This window comes from Xanthomonas sp. 3307, from assembly GCF_014199735.1.
Classification (GTDB): Bacteria; Pseudomonadota; Gammaproteobacteria; order Xanthomonadales; family Xanthomonadaceae; genus Xanthomonas_A; species Xanthomonas_A rydalmerensis.
Genome location: NZ_JACHOG010000002.1, coordinates 420049 through 437267 on the forward strand (window position 1 = coordinate 420049; position 17219 = coordinate 437267).

Below are 17219 nucleotides of genomic sequence, written 5' to 3' on the forward strand. Positions count from 1 at the left end.
CCCCGACCATGGGAGCGCCCGCGGTCCGGGTCTAACGATCGTCTGCGTACAGCGACGAGGGGTGGCGGCACAGCGGGGTGACCGCGATGCGCATGTAGGGGAACAGCGGCAGCGACAGCAGCAGCGCGTGCAGTTCGGCGTTGTCGGCCACGTCGAAGATGCTGACGTTGGCGTACTGCCCGACCACCCGCCAGATGTGCCGCCAGCGGCCGTCGCGCTGCAGTTCCTGGAAGCGCGCCTTCTCCTCGCGCTTGAGCTGCTCGGCGCGCTCCGGCGGCATGTCGGCGGGAAGATTCACGTCCATGGTCACGTGGAACAGCATGATCAGTCCTCCGCGGCGGCGCTGATCGCCACCACGCTGCGGCCGCGATCGCGGCGGAAGGCCTGCACCTGCGCCTCGTCCAGCGCGATGCCCAGGCCGGGGCCGGTGGGCAGATGCAGATGGAAGTCGGCGTAGCGCAGCGGCTCGGTCAGCAGGTGCTCGGTGAGCAGCAGCGGCCCGAACAGTTCGGTGCCCCACTGCAGTTGCGGGAAGGTGGCGAACACCTGCGCCGAGGCGATGGTGCCGATCGGCCCTTCCAGCATGGTGCCGCCGTACAGGCCGATGCCGGCCGCCTCGGCGATGGCGGCGACCTTCTGCGCGGCGATCGGCCCGCCGGACGGCTCGATCTTCACCGCGAACACGTCGGCCGCCGGCGCGCGCGCGGCCAGGAACGCGCTCTCCGGCCCGGCCAGGATCTCGTCGGCCATCAGCGCCAGCGGGAAGCGCTGCATCAGCCGCTGCATCGCGTCGCGCGAGGCCACCGGCTGCTCGACCAGCTCGCAGCCGGCATCGGCCAGCGCCGGCAGCGCACGCACCGCCTCGGCCTCGCTCCAGGCCATGTTGACGTCGACCCGCACGGCGCCACGTGCACCCAGCGCACGCTTGATCGCGGCCACGTGGGCGATGTCCTCGGCCGGCAGCCGCGCGCCGATCTTCAGCTTGAACACCTGGTGCCGGCGCAGGTCCAGCATCTGCTCGGCCTCGGCGATGTCGCGCGCGGTGTCGCCGGACGCCAGGGTCCAGGCCACCGGCAGGCGCTCGCGCAGGCGCCCGCCCAGCAACTCGCTCAGCGGCAGCCCGACGCGCTTGCCCTGCGCGTCCAGCAGCGCGGTTTCCACCGCGCACTTGGCGAAATGATTGCCCTTGACCTGCTTGCCGATGCGCTGCATCAGCGCCTGCACGCCGCTGGCGTCGGCACCGGTCAGCAGCGGCGCCAGGTAGCGGTCGATCGCCAGCTTCATGCCTTCGGGGCTTTCCGCGCCGTAGGCCAGGCCGCCGATGGTGGTGCCTTCGCCCACGCCGACCACACCGTCGGAGCAGTGCAGGCGCACCAGCATCAGGGTCTGGCCTTGCATGGTCGCCACCGACAGGCGGTGCGGGCGGATGGTCGGCAGGTCGAGCAGCAGGGTCTCGACGCGGTCGATGGTCGGGGCGGCGCGATGGAGGGCGTGCGGCAACGGGTTCATGCGGACAACACTGCGCCGCCGCCGTCCGCGCGTCCAAGACTATGTGGGTCTTTCCATCATACCTTTCTGGTATTTTCCTCTCGCGATACCCGTTTGATCTGGCTTTTTTGCAGTGCAACATACCCAAAGAGCACATCGACCACAATGGAACTGCGCCAACTGCGTTACTTCGTCGCCGTCGCTCGCGAGCGCAACTTCACCCGCGCGGCCGAGCTGCTGCACATCGCCCAGCCGCCGCTGAGCCGGCAGATCCAGCAACTGGAGGAACAACTGGGCACGCGCCTTCTGGTGCGCAGCAGCCGCCCGCTCCGCCTCACCGATGCCGGCAAGCTGCTCTACGAAGAGGCGCTGCAGATCCTCGGGCGCGTGGAACAGATGCAGGACGCCACGCGCCGGCTCGGCCGCAGCGAGCAACGCGTGTTCTCGATCGGTTTCGTCGCCTCCTCCCTCTACGGTGGCCTGCCGACCCTGGTGCGGCGCCTGCGGCAACAGCGTCCCGACCTGGATATCCGCCTGCTGGAGCTGATGTCGGGCGAGCAGATCGAGGCGCTGAAGACCGGCCGCATCGATCTGGGCATCGGTCGCATCCGCCACGACGACGACATGGTGGAGCGCTTCGTGCTGCGCGAGGAGCGCCTGGCAGTGGCGCTGCCGATGGACCATCCGCTGGCCACGTCCGACGCCCCGCTGGCGCCGGAAGCGCTGACCGCACAGCGGTTGATCGTCTATCCCAGCCAACCGCGGCCGAGCTTCGCCGACCAGGTGCTGTCGCTGCTGCGCGACCGCGGCATCCGCCCGCTGGCGGTGCAGGAGGTGCGCGAACTGCAGACCGCGCTGGGCCTGGTGGCCGCCGACCTGGGCCTTTGCGTCATCCCCACCTCGGTCCGGGTGCTGCGCCGCGACCTGCACTACCGTCTGCTCGACGATGAACGCGCCACCTCGCCGATCATCCTCAGCCACCGCCGCAACGACAGTTCGGACCTGCTCCCGCTGATCATGCAGTTGATCCGGGAGATGTATCTGGAACGGCCGGCCTGGCTGGACAGCGCCTACAATCGCCTGCTTCTTCTCCCCTAGGCAACGCCAGCACCGATGCAGACCCCCACGCCCAACGACGCGCCCGACTACCTGGGCGACACCCGCCGCTGGCTGGAACGCGCGGTGATCGGCCTGAACCTGTGTCCCTTCGCCAAGGCGGTGCACGTCAAGCAGCAGATCCGCTACGTGCTCAGCGATGCGAGCACGCCCGAGGCGCTGCTCGAACAGTTGGCCGAGGAACTGGTGCTGCTGCGCGACACCCCGGCCGAGCAGATCGACACCACGCTGATCGTGCACCCGGACGTGCTGCAGGATTTCCTGGACTACAACGACTTCCTCGACAACGCCGACGCCGCGGTCGAGGCGCTGGACCTGCAGGGCATCCTGCAGGTGGCCAGTTTTCATCCGCAGTACCAGTTCGCCGGCACCGCGCCGGAGGACATCGGCAACTACACCAACCGCGCGCCCTACCCCACCCTGCACCTGTTGCGCGAGGACAGCGTGGAACGCGCGGTGGCCGCGTTCCCGGACGCGGACGTGATCGTCGAGCGCAATCTGCAGACGTTGGAGAAGCTGGGGCTGGAGGGCTGGAAGCGGGCGCTTGACGGCCGGGATTAGGCATTCGGGATTGGGGATTCGTAAAAGCGGGATTCGCCGCGGTGCGAGGCGCATCGCGCCTTTGCCAATCCCGAATCCCCAATCCCTACTCCCGGCCCTCGAACAGCACCGCCACGTCCGCTGCCTCCAGCACCCGCCACTGTCCCGGGGGTAGATCGCCCAGCGCAAAGCCGCCGATGCGGCTGCGGTGCAGCGCGGTCACGTGGTTGCCGACGGCGGCGAACATGCGCCGCACCTGGTGGTAGCGGCCTTCGTGCAGGGCGACGCGCACCTGCCGCGGCCCCAGCGTTTCCAGCGCCACCGGCAGCAGCGGCGTGGTCTCGCCCTCGAGCATCAGCGTGCCACTGGCGAACTGCGCCGCTTCGTCGCCACGCAGATCCTCGGCCAGGGTGGCCTCGTAGACCTTCGCCAGGCGTGCCTTCGGCGAGACGATGCGGTGCAGCAGCGCGCCGTCGTCGGTCATCAGCAGCAGGCCGCTGGTGTCGCGGTCCAGCCGCCCGACCGTGGACAGCAACGGCGAGCGCAGGCGGAAGCGCGGCGGCAGCAGGTCATAGACGATGCGTCCCGGATCCTTGGTCGAGCAGGTGTAGCCGACCGGCTTGTGCAGCGCCAGGATCAGCCCGGGCGGCGGATCCAGCGGCTCACCGTCAACCCGGATCGCCGCGTGCGGCACCTGGTCGTCGGCGTACAGCACCTCGCCCTCGGCGTCGGTGATGCGGCCTTCGCGGAACATCAGCGCCACCTGCTTGCGGCTGCCGTAGCCCAGGTTGGCCAGGTGCTTGACCAGTTTCATCGGCGCGCTCCGCCGCGGCTGCGCACCGCGTGGATCAGCTTGAAGCCGTCGCGGGTGGCGAGCACCTCGGTCGCGCCGAAGCTGGCGTCGAGCACCGCCTCGTAGGGCAGATGGCGGTTGGCGACCAGGAACAGCCGCCCGCCGGGCGCCAGCGCCTGCGCCGCCACCGCGATGAAGCGCCGGCCGATGTCGGGCCGTTCCAGCCGCCCCGATGCGTGGAACGGCGGATTGCTGACGATGACGTCGTACTGCCCCGGCAGTCCGGTGGTCACGTCGTGCCAGTGGAAGCCCAGCGTCGTCCCAGTCGGCGCCTGCGCCAGGTTGGCGCGCGCCAGCGCCAGCGCGCGCGCGTCGGCCTCGAACAGGTCCAGCGCGGTCAGCTGCGGGCAGCGCGCCAGCAGTTCCGCCGACAGGTAGCCGTAGCCGGCGCCGAGATCGGCGGCACGGCCACGCAGGTCGACGGGCAGGTGCTCGGCCAGCAGCGCCGAGGCCGGGTCGATGCGGTCCCAGGCGAACACGCCGGGGCGGCTACGGAAGCGCCCGTCCAGGATCGGCCGCACCGCATCCAGCGTTGCCCAGCGCTGCTGCAGCGCGGCGTCGTGGCCACCCTGCAGCGGCGCGGTCCAGTAGACCCGGCAGTGGTGCTTGGTCAACTTGCCGCCGAGGCCGGCCAGTTGCTGCAGGTCGTCCTCGCCTGAGCGCGCGCCCTCGTTGTTGGCCTGGCAGGCCACCACCACGCCGCCAGGCGCGGTCAGCGCCACGGCGCGCGCCAGCAGCGCCCGCGCCTCCTCGCGCTGGCGCGGCGGCAGCACCAGCACCAGCGCATAGCCGCCGGCATCGGCGGCGCCGTCCTGCTCGGCGCGCACGGTCCAGCCACCCTGCTGCAGCGCGCTGGCGAACGGCCGGTAGTCCTGCTCGCAGACCAGTTGCGCCGACTGCGCGTGCTGGCGCAGCGCCCAGCCGTCGCGGGCGCGCAGGAACAGCACCTTGCCGGCAGGCCAGCGCAGCACGCCCTGGGAAAACGGCAGGAACAGGGTATCGAGGGGAGCGTCTTGCGCGGCCGGCATCGGGCATGGTCATCGGGACAGGGACGCGCATTCTACCGGCAGCGCGTCGCGACCCCGGTTTTGCGCGAATCCAACGCATCATTGATGTTCCGGCAACATCGCCGCGCCTAGGCTGCAAGGCACCCAATGACCGGAGAGGCAGCATGCGCGCAGTGTTCATCGGCGGCGTCGTCGACAACAGCGAAGTGGACCTGGATGGCAGCCAGCCGCCGTTGCACTACCCGGAGAACACCGGCACCGGGCGCCCGCGCTACCGCCTGCACCAGCGCGGCGCGCGCGACGACGGCAGCGTGGTCTACGCCGTCTACGCCGCCCCGGAACTGGGCGACACCGAAGTGGAGCGCGTGTTCAACGAACGCGGCTACGCCCGCCGTTTCGGCGTGGAGCCGGCGCCGGTGGAACACTGACGTCGGGCAGGCGGCGTAGGAAATCCAAAGTCGACATGTAGGAGCGGCTTCAGCCGCGACCGGGCCTTACCAGGAATCCCCCGGTCGCGGCTGCAGCCGCTCCTGCGAAGAAGTGCACATCTTCTTAGAAGGACGCGGCGACGCCGTGCATCGGAATGCGCGATGCGGGAGCCTTGTGGGGCCTGTACCGGCCACGTCCGAAATGCTTTTGCAGCAGCGGTTTCAGCAGCGGTTTCAGCCGCGACCGGGCTTCACGAGGAAGCCGCTGATCGCGACCAAATACGCTCCTAAGATCGGTGCGAACAGGCGCGCCTAACGCCAGCGCCTGACGCTCACTTGCCCGGCTTCGGCGTCACCCGCCAGATCACGTTGCCGACGTCGTCGGCGACCAACAGCGCGCCCGGCTTGTCCACTGCCACACCGACCGGGCGACCCTGGGCGTGGCCCTCGGCGTCGAGGAAGCCGGTCAGCACGTCTTGCGGCTTGCCGCTGGGCTTGCCGTTGGCGAAGGGCACGTAGATCACCTTGTAGCCCGACGGCGGGTCGCGGTTCCAGGAGCCGTGCTGGCCGATGAAGGCGCCGCCGCGGTAGGTCTGCGGCAGCAGCGCGCCTTCGTAGAAAGCCAGGCCGAGCGAGGCGGTATGTGCGCCCAGCGCGTAATCAGGCTTGATCGCGCTGGCCACCATCTCCGGGTTCTGCGGCTGCACACGCTCGTCCACGTGCTGGCCGTAGTAACTATAGGGCCAGCCGTAGAAGCCGCCCTCGCGCACCGAGGTCAGGTAATCGGGCACCAGGTCGCTACCGAGTTCGTCGCGCTCGTTGACCACCGTCCACAGGGTGTCGGTGCCGGGCTGCCAGGCCAGGCCGACCGGGTTGCGCAGGCCGCTGGCGAACACGCGGGTGGCGCCGCTGGCCGCGTCCACTTCCAGGATCGCGGCGCGGTTGAGTTCCTGCTCCATGCCGTTTTCGGCGACGTTGCTGTTGGAGCCGACGCCCACGTACAGCTTCTTGCCGTCGCGGCTGGCCAGCAGGCTCTTGGTCCAGTGGTGGTTGATGCCGCCGGGCAGGTTGGCGACGAAGCTGGGCGCGGCGGTGATCTGGGTGTCTCCCTCCTTGTACGGGAAGCTGACCAGCGCATCGGCATTGGCGATGTACAGGCGGTCGCCGACCAGGGCCATGCCGAACGGCGAATACAGGCCCTTGAGGAACTGCGTGCGCACTTCGGCGACGCCGTCGCCGTCGGCATCGCGCAGCAGGGTGATGCGGTTGGCGCTGGGCACGCTGGCACCGGCCTTGGACATCATCGCGCCCTGGATCTTGTCGCGCAGCCCGCTGCTCTCTTTTTCCGGCGCCGGCGGCTCGGCGGTCTCGGCGACCAACACGTCGCCGTTGGGCAGCACGTACAGCCAGCGCGGATGGTCGAGGTCGCGCGCGAAGGCCTGCACCGCCAGATCGGCGGCCGGTACCGGCGCGGCGCCGTCGGCCCAGCGCTTGACCTCGGCGACCTTGACCGTGGGGATCATGCGCTTGACCGGATCGGGCAGCACCGGGTTCGGCCCCATGCCGTCCTCGATGGGGTGCTTGGCGGTGTCGCCGCAGGCAGCGAGCAAGGCGGCACTGAGCGCACACAACACCCAACGGGCACGAATCGGCGAAGACATGGTCATGCGTCTTGGATATCCGGGAACACGGGGGAACGCCGATGATGCCCAGCCCCGCCGCGGAAAAAGTGAAAGATGCGTCAAGAGGCGTCGCCGCGCGGATCGCTATCCCAGGGCCGCGCCGGCAGCTGGCGCACGCTGCGGATTTCGTCTAGCCACAGGTAACGGTGCTGGGCCGGATCGTCGAGATCGTCGATGCGCACCTGCGCATTGCTGCCTTCGTTGCCGTCGGCATCGCGGAATTGCTGGATGCTGGGGCGCACCGACACGGTGCCAAAGCACACGCTGCCGTCGGTCAGTTCGATGCGCACATGCGACTGACCGGGCAGTTGCAGGATCAACGCTTCCAGCGCCTGGATCTGCGCCTGGTCGGTGTGGATACGCTCGGCAAACTGGGTCATCGGCGGACTCCGTATGGGGACCGCTGCACCCTAGCGCCGCCGGTGTGAGCCGGCAGTCAGCGCTGCCGCGCGAAGCGCACCGCAGACACCAGCTGCGCCACGCTGTACGGCTTGGCCAGGTGCTCCTGGAAGCCGGACTGCAGCGCGCGCTGGCGATCGTCGGCACGCGCCAGCGCGGTCACTGCCACCGCCGGCAGGTCGTCCGCGCTCAGACCCATGTTCTCGCGCACGGTGCGGATCAGGCCGTAGCCGTCCATGCCCGGCATGCCGATGTCGGTGACCATCACGTCGATCGCCGCATGGCCGCCGCCATCGAGCACCTCCAGCGCCTCGCTGGCCGAGCCCACCGCGACCACTTCGGCCCCCTGCTCCTCGAGCAGGCGCCGCAGGTAGTCGAGCATGTCCGGCTGGTCCTCCACCGCCAGCAGGCGCACGCCCTTGAGCGAATACGCCTCGACCACTTGTTCGGCCATCGCGAAGGCGCGCACTTCGCGCAGCGGGCGCGAGCCCGGCGCGTCGCGGTGCAGCGGCAGGCGCACGGTGAACACCGAGCCGCAGTCGCGGCCTTCGCTGAACGCGCTGATCTGGCCGCCGTGCATCTCCACCAGTTGCTGCACGATCGCCAGACCCAGGCCGAGGCCGCCGTGCAGACGCGTGGTGGTGCTGTCGGCCTGGCGGAAGCGGCCGAACAGGTGCGGCAGGAATTCCGGCGGGATGCCGTCGCCGGAATCGCGCACGGCGACGCTGACGTGCTCGCCATCGTCGTCGAGCTCGATCGCCAGGGCGATGCGCCCGTGCGCGGGGGTGAACTTGATCGCATTGGACAACAGGTTCCAGAACACCTGCTGCAGGCGCGTGGCGTCGCCCAGCACCATGCAGGGCTGCGCGGGCGCCTGCAGGGTCAGCGCCTGGTCCTTGCCTTCGGCCACCGGCTCCTGCGCGCGCATCGCCTCGCGCACCTGCTCGGCCAGGTCCAGCGCCTCCACTTCCAACTGCACCTTGCCCAGCAGCATGCTGCTGAGGTCGAGCATGTCGGAAATCAGCCGCTGCTGCGCACGCGCGCTACTGGCGATCACCGACAGGCCCTTGCTGCTCGGGTCGCCCGGCGGCAACCGCTGCAGCAGCAGATCGCTCCAGCCGAGGATGGTGGTCAGCGGCGTGCGCAGTTCGTGCGACAGCGTCGCCAGGAATTCGTCCTTCAGCCGCGCCATGCTCTCGGCGGCGTTGCGCGCGCTGCGCTCGGACTCCAGCAGTTGCTCGCGCGCCAGTTCGATGTCGCGGCGTTCGGTGACGTCCGGGCTGCTGCCGGCCAGGCCGATGAACTTACCCTCGGCGGAGTAGCGCGGCACCGCGGTCATTTCCACCCAGCGCCATTCGCCGTCGTGGCGGCGCGCGCGCACCAGCGCGCGCAGATTGCGCTGGTCGTGCAGCGCGTTGCGCAGTTCGTAGGCGAACACGCCCACATCCTCCGGATGCAGCACATCGCCCCAGCCCGGGCGCACCCCATCGGTGTCCAGATCGATGCCGAAGAACTCGGCGTAGGCAGTGTTGGTGAAACGCAGCTCGCCCTGGGCGTCCAGCACCCACACCGGCATCGGCAGGCCCTCGGCCAGCGCGCTGAAGCGCGCCTCGCTCTCGGCCAGGTCGCGCTCCATCCGCTTGCGCTCGGTGATGTCGAGGAACTGCACGGCAACCTGGCGCAGTTCCGGCGCGCCGACGCGGAACGCATCCACCGCCCACCAGCGGTCCAGCGCGGTGGCGAAGTTTTCGAACTTCGCCGAGCGGCCGCTCAGCGCCACCTCGCCGTAGCGCTGGAACCAGTGCTCCTCGTGGGTCGGCGAGATGTCGCGCATGCGCCGCCCGACCACCTCGCGCAGGCCGGTCTCGCGCTCGAAGGCCGGATTGACCTGCAGGAACACGTAATCGACCGCGCGCTCGCCTTCGAACAGCATCTGGATCACGCAAAAGCCGGAATCGATCTTGTCGAAGATTTCGCGGTACTGCAGGTCCGTCGCCTGCGCGAACGAAGACGAGGTGGATTCTGGGCTGGCATGCATGACGGAGTAACTCTGGAAGCGGCCTACGGCAACGGACGACGACGGTGCCCTGCATCCGCGGCGCAACAACGACGCGCTAGGAACGGCGAGGCGGAACCCCCATCTTGTTAAGCCACTCCGCCGCCGTCAAGCCAGGGGCACGCTGCACCTGCGGGAACCGGGTCACCAGAAGAAGGCGATCACCAGGACGATGCCCAGCAGCGAGAGACCGATCCCGGCAAACACCAGCCACTGGGTCAGGCGCGCGCTGCGCAAGGCCTGCTCTTCCAGCCAACGCTCGGCTTCCTCGCGCCACGGCGGCGGCGGCGAGGATTCCAGCAGTTGCTGGACGCGTGCCGCCCCCAGCTGCCGGCATTGCCGACGGCATTCTGCGGGGATCACGGGTCGCTGGGGTGCGCTCACGACGGACATGACAAGCTTCCTGAACCGCTCAGCCGAGCGTGAAACGCGGTGCGTCGCTGGCGAGCTCGTGCTCCACCGCCATCCGCGCCAATCGCGTGTAGTTGGCACGCGGGCCGGCCCCGCGGCCGACGATCAGGCCCAGGTACTCCAGGCCGGCCCACACCCGCGCCTTCCACTCCACGCCGTCTTCGGCCAGCACCAGCGTCAGCGTATAGCGGAAGCTCTGCCCCTGCGGGCTGCGGTAGTGGTAACTGGGCGGGAACTGCACGGCCACGTCCTGCGCCTCGCCGAGCGAGACCAGGTAGCGCCGCAACAGATGGCGCACGTCGTCGCCCGGGTTCAGGCGCAGCTGGCGCGCCGCCTCGTCCAGGTTGGCCTGGTGCTCGACGAACGCGGCCGCGCCACTGGCCGGGCTGTGCCCGTGGCGCTTGGCCCACTCGATGAACTGCAGCCGCACATCGCTACCGGTATGGGCGTGGTGGAACAACGGCGTCTTCATGCGATCCCCGCATCACTCCAGTGGCCTCCATGCTCGCGCGCGCACCGTGAAGCAGGCGGCGAGGCGATGTGAGCCGGCCGTCACGCCGGAGCGGATGAATCCGCGGCCAACGGTGCTCGCCACACGCCTCGCCGCGATTGCGGGCGCGCCGGCACAGGCACACACTGGACACACGCCTCCTGGAGATCCGCCATGAAGATCCGCTATGCCTGGACGGCGCTGGCTGTTGCCTGCCTGTGGGCGGGCGGCGCCTCCGCCGAGATCCGTAACGTCACCGACCCGCAGGCGCCGCGCAGCCTCGCCAGCGACGGCCCGGTGCAGGTCAGCTGGGCCGATCCGGCCACCTTCAGCGAACTGCGGCAGAGCCGCAACCGCTGGGAAGCCGAACGCGGCGATTGGGTGCAGGACCTGGCCGCCTACCTGCAGAAGCAGGCCGCCAAGCAACTGCAGCCCGGCCAGCGCCTGGACATCAAACTGACCGACATCAAGCGTGCCGGCGACTACGAGCCCTGGCACGGCCCGAACTGGAACGACGTGCGGGTGATGCGCGACCTGTACCCGCCGCGGATCAGCCTCGACTTCACCCTGTACGGCGCCGACGGCCAGGTGTTGGCGCAGGGCCAGCCGAAGCTGATGGACCCGAGCTACCTGTACAACAGCTCGGTCGGCCTGAGCACCGATCCGCTGCGCTACGAAAAACGCATGCTCGACGACTGGCTGCGCCGTCAGTTCCGCAACAAGGACAGCGCGGTCGCCGAGCGCTGAAGCCGTCCGCGCGGCGCCGGCATCGCGCCGGCGCCGTCAGGCACGGGTCAACCGCCGAGATAAGTGCGCGGCGCGCGCTTGAGGCCGCACAGCAACCGGTAGGCGCTGGAGTTGCAGCGCCCGGCCAGCGCATCGATACGCGGCTGCGCGCCCCACAACTGCACCTCGCTGCCGAGTCCGGCCTGCGGGTGGTCGGTCAGATCCACGGTCAGCATGTCCATCGACACGCGCCCGATCAGTTCACCAGGCGCGCCGTCGATCAGCACCGGCGTGCCATTGGGCGCGAACTGCGGATAGCCGTCGGCATAACCGATCGCCACCACCCCGACCCGGGTCGGCCGCGCCGCGACGAAGCGCGCGCCATAGCCGACCGGCTCACCCGGCCCCAGGTCGCGCACCGAGATGACCTTGGACTGCAGGGTCATCACCGGGCGCAGTTCGCCGGGCAGCGCCGCCGTCGCGGCGAACGGGTCGGCACCGTACAGCATCAGCCCCGGCCGCCCCCAGTCGTTGTGCAGCTCAGGCCAGCCCAGCAGCGCCGGCGAATTGCACAGGCTGGTCTCGCCGGCCAGGCCGGCAGTGGCCTGGCGGAACACCGCCACCTGCTCGCGGGTACGTGCGCTGTCCAGTTCGTCGGCACGGGCGAAGTGGCTCATCAGCACCAGCCGCTCGACCTGCGGCAACGCGCTCAGGCGCGCATGCGCGGCGCGGAATTCCTCCGGCGCCAGGCCCAGCCGGTGCATGCCGCTGTCCAGCTTCAGCCACAGGCACAGCGGCTGCGGCGCGGCGAAGGCGGCGATCGCCTCCACCTGCCAGGGCGAGGCCACCGCGCACCACAGCCGGTGTTCGGCGACCAACGGCAATTCGTCGGCGTCGAAGATGCCCTCCAGCAGCAGGATCGGCGCGGCGATGCCGGCCTGGCGCAGTTCCAGCGCCTCCTCGATGCAGGCCACCGCGAAGCCGTCGGCCTCGCCGTCCAGCGCGCGCGCGCAGGCCACCGCGCCATGCCCGTAGGCATCGGCCTTGACCACCGCCAGCGCCTTGCCGCCGCTCAGTTGGCGGGCCAGGCGGTAGTTGTGGCGCAGCGCGTCGAGGTCGATCAATGCACGGGCTGGGCGCACGCGACGGCCTCGGCGACGGACGCGGCGGAACCGCGGGAGTAACGGAAGATGTCCAGGCCCTCGCCGCTGATCTGCGGCTGCCGCGAGACCATCAGGTCGGCCAGGTAGCGGCCGGAGCCGCAGGCCATGGTCCAGCCCAGCGTGCCGTGGCCGGTATTGAGGAACAGGTTGCGGTAGCCGGTGGCGCCGACCACCGGCGTGCCGTCCGGGGTGGCCGGACGCAGCCCGGTCCAGAACTCGGCCGCGGCCAGGTCGCCGCCGTGCGGGTACAGGTCGTTGACCACCTTCTCCAGCGTGGCGCGGCGCCGCGCCGGCCGCGACAGATCGAAGCCGGCCAGTTCGGCCATGCCGCCGACGCGGATACGCTCGTCGAAGCGGGTGATCGCGACCTTGTAGCTCTCGTCGAGGATGGTGGAGGTCGGCGCCAGTGCCGCGTCACGGATCGGCAGGGTCAGCGAATAGCCCTTCAGCGGGTACACCGGCAGGCGGATGCCCAGCGGCGCCAGCAGGCCGGGCGAATAGCTGCCCAGCGCGACCACGTAGCGATCGGCGCGCTCCAGCCGGCCGCCGATGCGCACGCCGTCGATGCGATCGCCATCGGCGTGCAGCGCCTCGATGGTCTCGCCCTGCCGGAACTGCACGCCGGCCGCAGCCGCCATCGCCGCCAGGCGCTGGGTGAACAGGCGACAGTCGCCGGTCTGGTCGTTGGGCAGGCGCAGCGCGCCGACCAGGGTCGCCGGTGCGCTGGCCAGGGCCGGCTCGACCCGGGCGATACCGGCACGGTCCAGCAGTTCGTAGGGCACGCCGTACTCGCGCAGCACCTCGATGTCCTTGGCCGCGCCGTCCAGTTGCTGCTGGGTGCGGAACAACTGGGTGGTGCCGAGCTGGCGGCCTTCGTAGGCGATGCCGGTCTCGGCGCGCAGCTGGTCCAGGCAGTCGCGGCTGTACTCGGACAGACGCACCATCCGCGCCTTGTTGATCGCATAGCGCTCGGCGGTGCAGTTGCGCAGCATCTGCGCCAGCCACAGGTACTGCTGCAGGTCGGCGGTCGGCGTGATCGCCAGCGGCGCATGGCGCTGGAACAGCCATTTCAGCGCCTTCAGCGGCACCCCCGGCGCCGCCCACGGCGACGCGTAGCCGGGCGAGACCTGGCCGGCATTGGCGTAACTGGTCTCCAGCCCGGCCGCCGGCTGGCGGTCGACCACCGTCACCTCGCAGCCGCTGCGGGCCAGATACCACGCCGTGGCCGTGCCGATCACACCGCTGCCGAGAACCAGAACCCGCATGCGCCTACTCCGTTCGGATCAATTCCCTGGCTGGATGGCGCCAGGGCAGAAGTTCGGTGCAGTATAGGCAGCGCAACCCAGGATTTTCCCCTGACTTCCGCCGGCCTGGCAGGCCAACCCCCTGAGACCCACCCGCATGGCCGCACGCCTCCGCGAACTGGACAAGATCGACCGCAAGATCCTACGCATCCTGCAGCAGGAAGGGCGCATCTCCTTCACCGAACTGGGCGAGCGGGTCGGCCTGTCGACCACCCCGTGCACCGAGCGGGTACGCCGGCTGGAACGCGACGGCGCCATCACCGGCTACTACGCGCGGCTGGACCCGCACTATCTCAAGGCCAGCCTGCTGGTGTTCGTGGAGATCAGCCTGGCCTACAAGTCCGGCGACATCTTCGAGGAGTTCCGCCGCGCCGCGCTCAAGCTGCCGAACGTGCTCGAGTGCCACCTGGTCTCGGGCGACTTCGACTACCTGCTCAAGGCGCGCATCAGCGAGATGGCGTCCTACCGCAAGCTGCTGGGCAGCACCCTGCTGACCCTGCCGCACGTGCGCGAGTCCAAGAGCTACATCGTGATGGAGGAAGTGAAGGAAACGCTCAGCCTGCCGATCGCCGACTGAGCGTTTCGCGCGGGGCGCAGGTCAGGAGACCAGCAGCTTCTCGAGATCGTCGCGCGAGGAGTTGGCGTGGTTCTTGGCCAGTTCGGCCACCACCCGCTTCTGGACCTCCTTGTGCAACAGCGGCCGCAGCTGCCCCAGCGTGTGCGGGTCGGCGACCAGCATCAGGTGCTCCACCTGTCCGCGCAACGCGTCCTGGTACAGCCGCTCGGCCACCTGGCGCACAAACCCGGCCTCATCCATGGTCATCGGCCGGTCGCCGTCCTCCACGCCCTCGATCGGCGTCGGGTTCAGCACTTCGGTCTGCTCCAGCAGCGCGGTCTCGCCGGCCAGGTTGACCCGGAACAGGCGTGCGCTGGTGCGGTCGGCGACGACGATCAGGGTGTTGTCGGGAAGCTTGCTCATCGGTTCTCCTGCGAAACATGGCGCCGCGGCAATCGCGGCCGGTACGCCAGTCTAGAAACCGATTTGTGAGGATGGCGGCCACGCGGCGTTCGCCGCGCGTTCGTCGCCCGGGTGCAAGCGCATCACTCCTGGATGCGCACGCCGTCGCCGCTGGGGACGGTGTCGTAGTAACGGCCGGTGCGGGTGTCCAGCGCGCGGTTCGGGCCGACCTGCATCGCTCCGGGGATCACCTGCCCGCTGCGGTCGTAGAGGCGCACCGGACGGCGTGCGGAGGGGTCGGCGACCGCGGCCGCAGGCACTGCCGGGCTGGCCGGGCGCGTGTGCCGAGTCTTTCCTTGCCTGTCGTCCAGGTTGGACGGCACAGGCGCGGCACTGGGAGCGGTCGTCGACGCCGGCGCACGCTCGTCGAGACGGCTGGCCACCGAGGGCGCCGGCGGCGGCGCGGACTGCAGGGTATTGGCGTCGCGATTGCCGGCCGGTGCGCCGGGGACTGGCTGAAGACTCTGCGCGGCGGCAAGCGCCGGCACGAGCAGGGCGATGGCAACGCAGGGCAGCAAGCGGTTCACGGTGGCTCCGTCGATGGGCCGGGGGAGCGTTCCACGCTAGCGCATCGCCGAGGCCGCGTCGACGCGGTACGGCGCGCTTGATCCGCCGCGTACAGCCCTCATGTTGTTTTCCCCCTCTTCCAGCCACGGGTCCCGCCATGAGCCGATTCGACCTCACGCCTCCCACCACTGCCGAGCGCGAGCGCCTGATCGGCGACCTGAACGTGGAGGAACGCCGGGTGCTGCTGCAGCACGGTACCGAAGCGCCGTTCTGCGGCGTGTTCCTGGACAACAAGCTGGAGGGCGTCTACACCTGCCGGCTGTGCGGACTGCCGCTGTTCCGCTCCAGCGCCAAGTTCGATTCCGGCACCGGCTGGCCGAGCTTCTTCGCGCCCTACCACCCCGACCACGTGCGCGAGATACGCGACACCAGCCACGGCATGATCCGCACCGAGATCGTCTGCGCCCGCTGCGACAGCCATCTCGGCCACGTGTTCCCGGACGGCCCGCCGCCGAGCGGCGAGCGCCACTGCCTGAACTCGGTCTCGCTGCAGTTCACCGAACAGGGCCAGGCGTTGCCCAACCCGCTGCACCGCGCCGGCGGCGAGACCGAACCGGCCTGATTCCGGCGCAGCCGCGCCGCCATAGGGAGACCACCGGTATGCGTACCCCGTTGCTTCCCCTCCTGCTCCTGCCACTGGCCCTGAGCGCCTGCCAGCGCAGCCCCACCCCGCCGCCGGCGCAGACCACGCCGACAGCGGCCACGCCTTCGCCCGCCGCCGCGCCCGGCCTGCAGGCCGATGCCCTGCCCATGCAATGGCGCTGCGGCGAGGAACTGGTGCAGGCGGCGGCCGATCCGGCGCGCGAGCGCCTGGCCCTGCAGGTGCGCGGCACCCGCCTGGACATGCAGCGCACCGATGCCGGCGCCGCCACCGGCGCGCGCTACGCAGACGCGCTGGGAAACACCTTCTGGCAGTCGCAGCCGGACCAGGCCACGCTGACCCTGGCGGGTGTGGGCGAGGCGCTCAAATGCGTCCGCCACGACAGCGGCATGACCGGTTGAGCACCCGGTCCGCCACCCACACCGCCAAAAACCCGGCACAGTTCACACCTTCAGAATGGCGCGGTGGGGCCGACATCTAGGGCGTCCCCGCTTCGGCCCGCAGGCTGCCCCGCCATGCTCATCATCGTTGGCTTCATCGTCGTCATCATCAGCGTGGTCGGCGGCTACGTGCTGTCGCACGGCAAACTCGGCGCGCTGTGGCAGCCCTACGAGCTGATGATCATCGGTGGCGCGGCGCTGGGCGCGTTCCTGGTCAGCACCCCGGGCAAGATCGTCAAGGCCACCATCGCCGACGTGATGGGGGTGTTCAAGGGTCCGAAATACAAGTCCGACGACTACCGCAGCACCCTGACCCTGATCTACGAACTGCTGAACAAGGCGCGCCGCGACGGCTTCATGGCCCTGGAAGACCACGTCGAGCGGCCGGCCGACAGCGCGATCTTCGGCAACTACCCGAAGGTGCTTGCCGACCATCACCTGCTCGACTTCATCACCGACTGCCTGCGCCTGATGATCGGCAGCAACATCGAGCCGCACGAACTGGAACCGCTGCTGGAACTGGAGCTGGAGAAGCACCACCACGAGGCGATGGCCCCGGCGCATGCGCTGAGCAAGGTGTCCGACGGCCTGCCCGGCTTCGGCATCGTCGCCGCGGTACTGGGCATCGTGATCACCATGGGCGCGATCGGCGGCCCGATCGAGGAGATCGGCCACCACGTCGGCGCGGCGTTGGTCGGCACCTTCCTCGGCATCCTGATGGCTTACGGCTTCGTCTCGCCGCTGTCGGCGGCGATGGAAGCGCGCGCCGAGCAGGACAGCCGCATCTTCGAATCGGTGAAGACCGCGCTGCTGGCCTGCCTGCGCGGCTACAACCCGAAGATCGCCCTCGAATTCGCGCGCAAGACCCTGCCGACCGACGTGCGGCCGAGCTTCGCCGATTTCGAAACGCATCTGAAGACGATCAAGTAA

The 17219-nt window shown here is 69.8% G+C and carries 20 protein-coding genes and 1 pseudogene; 8 read left to right on the forward strand and 13 right to left on the reverse strand.

The genetic code is table 11. The features are described 5' to 3' along the window. Positions 1-31: 31 nt before the first annotated feature. A complete protein-coding gene (catC, locus tag GGR64_RS06670; protein WP_184450369.1) occupies positions 32-322 on the reverse strand; it encodes a muconolactone Delta-isomerase in 291 nt (96 codons plus the stop codon). Positions 323-324: 2 nt separating this feature from the next. Next, positions 325-1509 carry a muconate/chloromuconate family cycloisomerase gene (locus tag GGR64_RS06675; RefSeq protein WP_184644715.1) on the reverse strand — a complete coding sequence of 395 codons (1185 nt, stop codon included), beginning with the start codon at positions 1507-1509 and terminating at the stop codon, positions 325-327. Between the two features lie 144 nt (positions 1510-1653). On the opposite strand from GGR64_RS06675, the gene GGR64_RS06680 reads away from it, so the two are divergent. Next, positions 1654-2586, forward strand: a complete 933-nt coding sequence (locus tag GGR64_RS06680) for a LysR family transcriptional regulator (protein WP_184450374.1) — start codon at positions 1654-1656, stop codon at positions 2584-2586. Positions 2587-2601: 15 nt separating this feature from the next. Then, positions 2602-3165, forward strand: a complete 564-nt coding sequence (locus GGR64_RS06685; RefSeq protein ID WP_184450377.1) for a DUF1415 domain-containing protein — start codon at positions 2602-2604, stop codon at positions 3163-3165. Positions 3166-3250: 85 nt separating this feature from the next. On the opposite strand, the gene GGR64_RS06690 is transcribed toward GGR64_RS06685, so the two are convergent. Together GGR64_RS06690 and GGR64_RS06695 are read right to left on the reverse strand one after the other, a co-directional pair. Further along, entirely contained in the window at positions 3251-3958 is a 708-nt protein-coding gene (locus tag GGR64_RS06690; RefSeq protein ID WP_160968102.1) for a pseudouridine synthase, read from the reverse strand. After that, positions 3955-5025, reverse strand: a complete 1071-nt coding sequence (locus GGR64_RS06695; RefSeq protein ID WP_184644717.1) for a methyltransferase — start codon at positions 5023-5025, stop codon at positions 3955-3957. The genes GGR64_RS06690 and GGR64_RS06695 overlap by 4 nt, the downstream gene beginning before the upstream one ends. Positions 5026-5168: 143 nt before the next feature. Between GGR64_RS06695 and GGR64_RS06700 the strand changes: the two genes are divergently transcribed. Continuing rightward, positions 5169-5432 carry a hypothetical protein gene (locus tag GGR64_RS06700; protein ID WP_017908770.1) on the forward strand — a complete coding sequence of 88 codons (264 nt, stop codon included), beginning with the start codon at positions 5169-5171 and terminating at the stop codon, positions 5430-5432. 332 nt (positions 5433-5764) lie between these two features. Here GGR64_RS06700 and GGR64_RS06705 read toward each other — a convergent pair whose 3' ends face one another. The 5 genes and pseudogenes from GGR64_RS06705 to GGR64_RS06725 form a co-directional block, all read right to left on the reverse strand. Beyond that, entirely contained in the window at positions 5765-7099 is a 1335-nt protein-coding gene (locus tag GGR64_RS06705) for a sorbosone dehydrogenase family protein (protein ID WP_184644719.1), read from the reverse strand. A gap of 74 nt (positions 7100-7173) precedes the next feature. Beyond that, positions 7174-7494 carry a DUF3247 family protein gene (locus GGR64_RS06710; protein ID WP_160968108.1) on the reverse strand — a complete coding sequence of 107 codons (321 nt, stop codon included), beginning with the start codon at positions 7492-7494 and terminating at the stop codon, positions 7174-7176. A gap of 56 nt (positions 7495-7550) precedes the next feature. Beyond that, positions 7551-9494: pseudogene (locus tag GGR64_RS06715) on the reverse strand (ATP-binding protein); the annotation flags it as partial. Between the two features lie 219 nt (positions 9495-9713). Next, positions 9714-9962: a hypothetical protein gene (locus GGR64_RS06720; RefSeq protein ID WP_237475366.1), complete on the reverse strand. Its 249-nt coding sequence runs from the start codon at positions 9960-9962 to the stop codon at positions 9714-9716. Between the two features lie 19 nt (positions 9963-9981). Next, positions 9982-10452 (reverse strand): hypothetical protein, encoded by a 471-nt coding sequence (locus tag GGR64_RS06725; protein WP_184644721.1) that lies wholly within the window; start codon positions 10450-10452, stop codon positions 9982-9984. A 192-nt stretch (positions 10453-10644) separates the two neighbouring features. Here GGR64_RS06725 and GGR64_RS06730 point away from each other — a divergent pair, with 192 nt between their 5' ends. Beyond that, positions 10645-11217, forward strand: a complete 573-nt coding sequence (locus tag GGR64_RS06730; RefSeq protein ID WP_184450390.1) for a DUF3016 domain-containing protein — start codon at positions 10645-10647, stop codon at positions 11215-11217. Positions 11218-11264: 47 nt separating this feature from the next. On the opposite strand, the gene alr is transcribed toward GGR64_RS06730, so the two are convergent. Both alr and GGR64_RS06740 read right to left on the reverse strand, forming a co-directional pair. Continuing rightward, complete coding sequence (gene alr, locus GGR64_RS06735) at positions 11265-12338, reverse strand: alanine racemase (RefSeq protein WP_184644723.1); 1074 nt, start codon at positions 12336-12338, stop codon at positions 11265-11267. After that, complete coding sequence (locus GGR64_RS06740; RefSeq protein WP_184450394.1) at positions 12317-13624, reverse strand: D-amino acid dehydrogenase; 1308 nt, start codon at positions 13622-13624, stop codon at positions 12317-12319. The genes alr and GGR64_RS06740 overlap by 22 nt, the downstream gene beginning before the upstream one ends. Positions 13625-13760: 136 nt before the next feature. Here GGR64_RS06740 and GGR64_RS06745 point away from each other — a divergent pair, with 136 nt between their 5' ends. Continuing rightward, the gene (locus GGR64_RS06745; RefSeq protein ID WP_017908762.1) at positions 13761-14240 is read left to right on the forward strand and encodes an Lrp/AsnC ligand binding domain-containing protein; all 480 of its coding nucleotides are present in this window, start codon (positions 13761-13763) and stop codon (positions 14238-14240) included. Positions 14241-14261: 21 nt separating this feature from the next. Here GGR64_RS06745 and GGR64_RS06750 read toward each other — a convergent pair whose 3' ends face one another. Together GGR64_RS06750 and GGR64_RS06755 are read right to left on the reverse strand one after the other, a co-directional pair. Next, the gene (locus tag GGR64_RS06750) at positions 14262-14642 is read right to left on the reverse strand and encodes a host attachment protein (protein ID WP_048492458.1); all 381 of its coding nucleotides are present in this window, start codon (positions 14640-14642) and stop codon (positions 14262-14264) included. A gap of 122 nt (positions 14643-14764) precedes the next feature. After that, a complete protein-coding gene (locus GGR64_RS06755; protein ID WP_184644725.1) occupies positions 14765-15208 on the reverse strand; it encodes a hypothetical protein in 444 nt (147 codons plus the stop codon). Between the two features lie 137 nt (positions 15209-15345). On the opposite strand from GGR64_RS06755, the gene msrB reads away from it, so the two are divergent. From msrB to motA, 3 genes are all read left to right on the forward strand, one after another. Next, on the forward strand, positions 15346-15810 hold the full coding sequence (gene msrB, locus GGR64_RS06760) for a peptide-methionine (R)-S-oxide reductase MsrB (protein WP_160968122.1): 465 nt from the start codon (positions 15346-15348) through the stop codon (positions 15808-15810). A gap of 38 nt (positions 15811-15848) precedes the next feature. Next, positions 15849-16250: an MliC family protein gene (locus tag GGR64_RS06765; protein ID WP_184644727.1), complete on the forward strand. Its 402-nt coding sequence runs from the start codon at positions 15849-15851 to the stop codon at positions 16248-16250. 114 nt (positions 16251-16364) lie between these two features. Beyond that, positions 16365-17219, forward strand: a complete 855-nt coding sequence (gene motA, locus GGR64_RS06770; protein ID WP_160968126.1) for a flagellar motor stator protein MotA — start codon at positions 16365-16367, stop codon at positions 17217-17219.

Excerpts from the sequence above, each read along its gene's own strand:
- catC (WP_184450369.1), bottom strand. The coding sequence starts at position 322 with ATGCTGTTCCACGTGACCATGGACGTGAATCTTCCCGCCGACATGCCG.
- GGR64_RS06675 (WP_184644715.1), bottom strand. The coding sequence starts at position 1,509 with ATGAACCCGTTGCCGCACGCCCTCCATCGCGCCGCCCCGACCATCGAC.
- GGR64_RS06680 (WP_184450374.1), top strand. The coding sequence starts at position 1,654 with ATGGAACTGCGCCAACTGCGTTACTTCGTCGCCGTCGCTCGCGAGCGC.
- GGR64_RS06685 (WP_184450377.1), top strand. The coding sequence starts at position 2,602 with ATGCAGACCCCCACGCCCAACGACGCGCCCGACTACCTGGGCGACACC.
- GGR64_RS06690 (WP_160968102.1), bottom strand. The coding sequence starts at position 3,958 with ATGAAACTGGTCAAGCACCTGGCCAACCTGGGCTACGGCAGCCGCAAG.
- GGR64_RS06695 (WP_184644717.1), bottom strand. The coding sequence starts at position 5,025 with ATGCCGGCCGCGCAAGACGCTCCCCTCGATACCCTGTTCCTGCCGTTT.
- GGR64_RS06700 (WP_017908770.1), top strand. The coding sequence starts at position 5,169 with ATGCGCGCAGTGTTCATCGGCGGCGTCGTCGACAACAGCGAAGTGGAC.
- GGR64_RS06705 (WP_184644719.1), bottom strand. The coding sequence starts at position 7,099 with ATGACCATGTCTTCGCCGATTCGTGCCCGTTGGGTGTTGTGTGCGCTC.
- GGR64_RS06710 (WP_160968108.1), bottom strand. The coding sequence starts at position 7,494 with ATGACCCAGTTTGCCGAGCGTATCCACACCGACCAGGCGCAGATCCAG.
- GGR64_RS06720 (WP_237475366.1), bottom strand. The coding sequence starts at position 9,962 with ATGTCCGTCGTGAGCGCACCCCAGCGACCCGTGATCCCCGCAGAATGC.
- GGR64_RS06725 (WP_184644721.1), bottom strand. The coding sequence starts at position 10,452 with ATGAAGACGCCGTTGTTCCACCACGCCCATACCGGTAGCGATGTGCGG.
- GGR64_RS06730 (WP_184450390.1), top strand. The coding sequence starts at position 10,645 with ATGAAGATCCGCTATGCCTGGACGGCGCTGGCTGTTGCCTGCCTGTGG.
- GGR64_RS06740 (WP_184450394.1), bottom strand. The coding sequence starts at position 13,624 with ATGCGGGTTCTGGTTCTCGGCAGCGGTGTGATCGGCACGGCCACGGCG.
- GGR64_RS06745 (WP_017908762.1), top strand. The coding sequence starts at position 13,761 with ATGGCCGCACGCCTCCGCGAACTGGACAAGATCGACCGCAAGATCCTA.
- GGR64_RS06750 (WP_048492458.1), bottom strand. The coding sequence starts at position 14,642 with ATGAGCAAGCTTCCCGACAACACCCTGATCGTCGTCGCCGACCGCACC.
- msrB (WP_160968122.1), top strand. The coding sequence starts at position 15,346 with ATGAGCCGATTCGACCTCACGCCTCCCACCACTGCCGAGCGCGAGCGC.
- GGR64_RS06765 (WP_184644727.1), top strand. The coding sequence starts at position 15,849 with ATGCGTACCCCGTTGCTTCCCCTCCTGCTCCTGCCACTGGCCCTGAGC.
- motA (WP_160968126.1), top strand. The coding sequence starts at position 16,365 with ATGCTCATCATCGTTGGCTTCATCGTCGTCATCATCAGCGTGGTCGGC.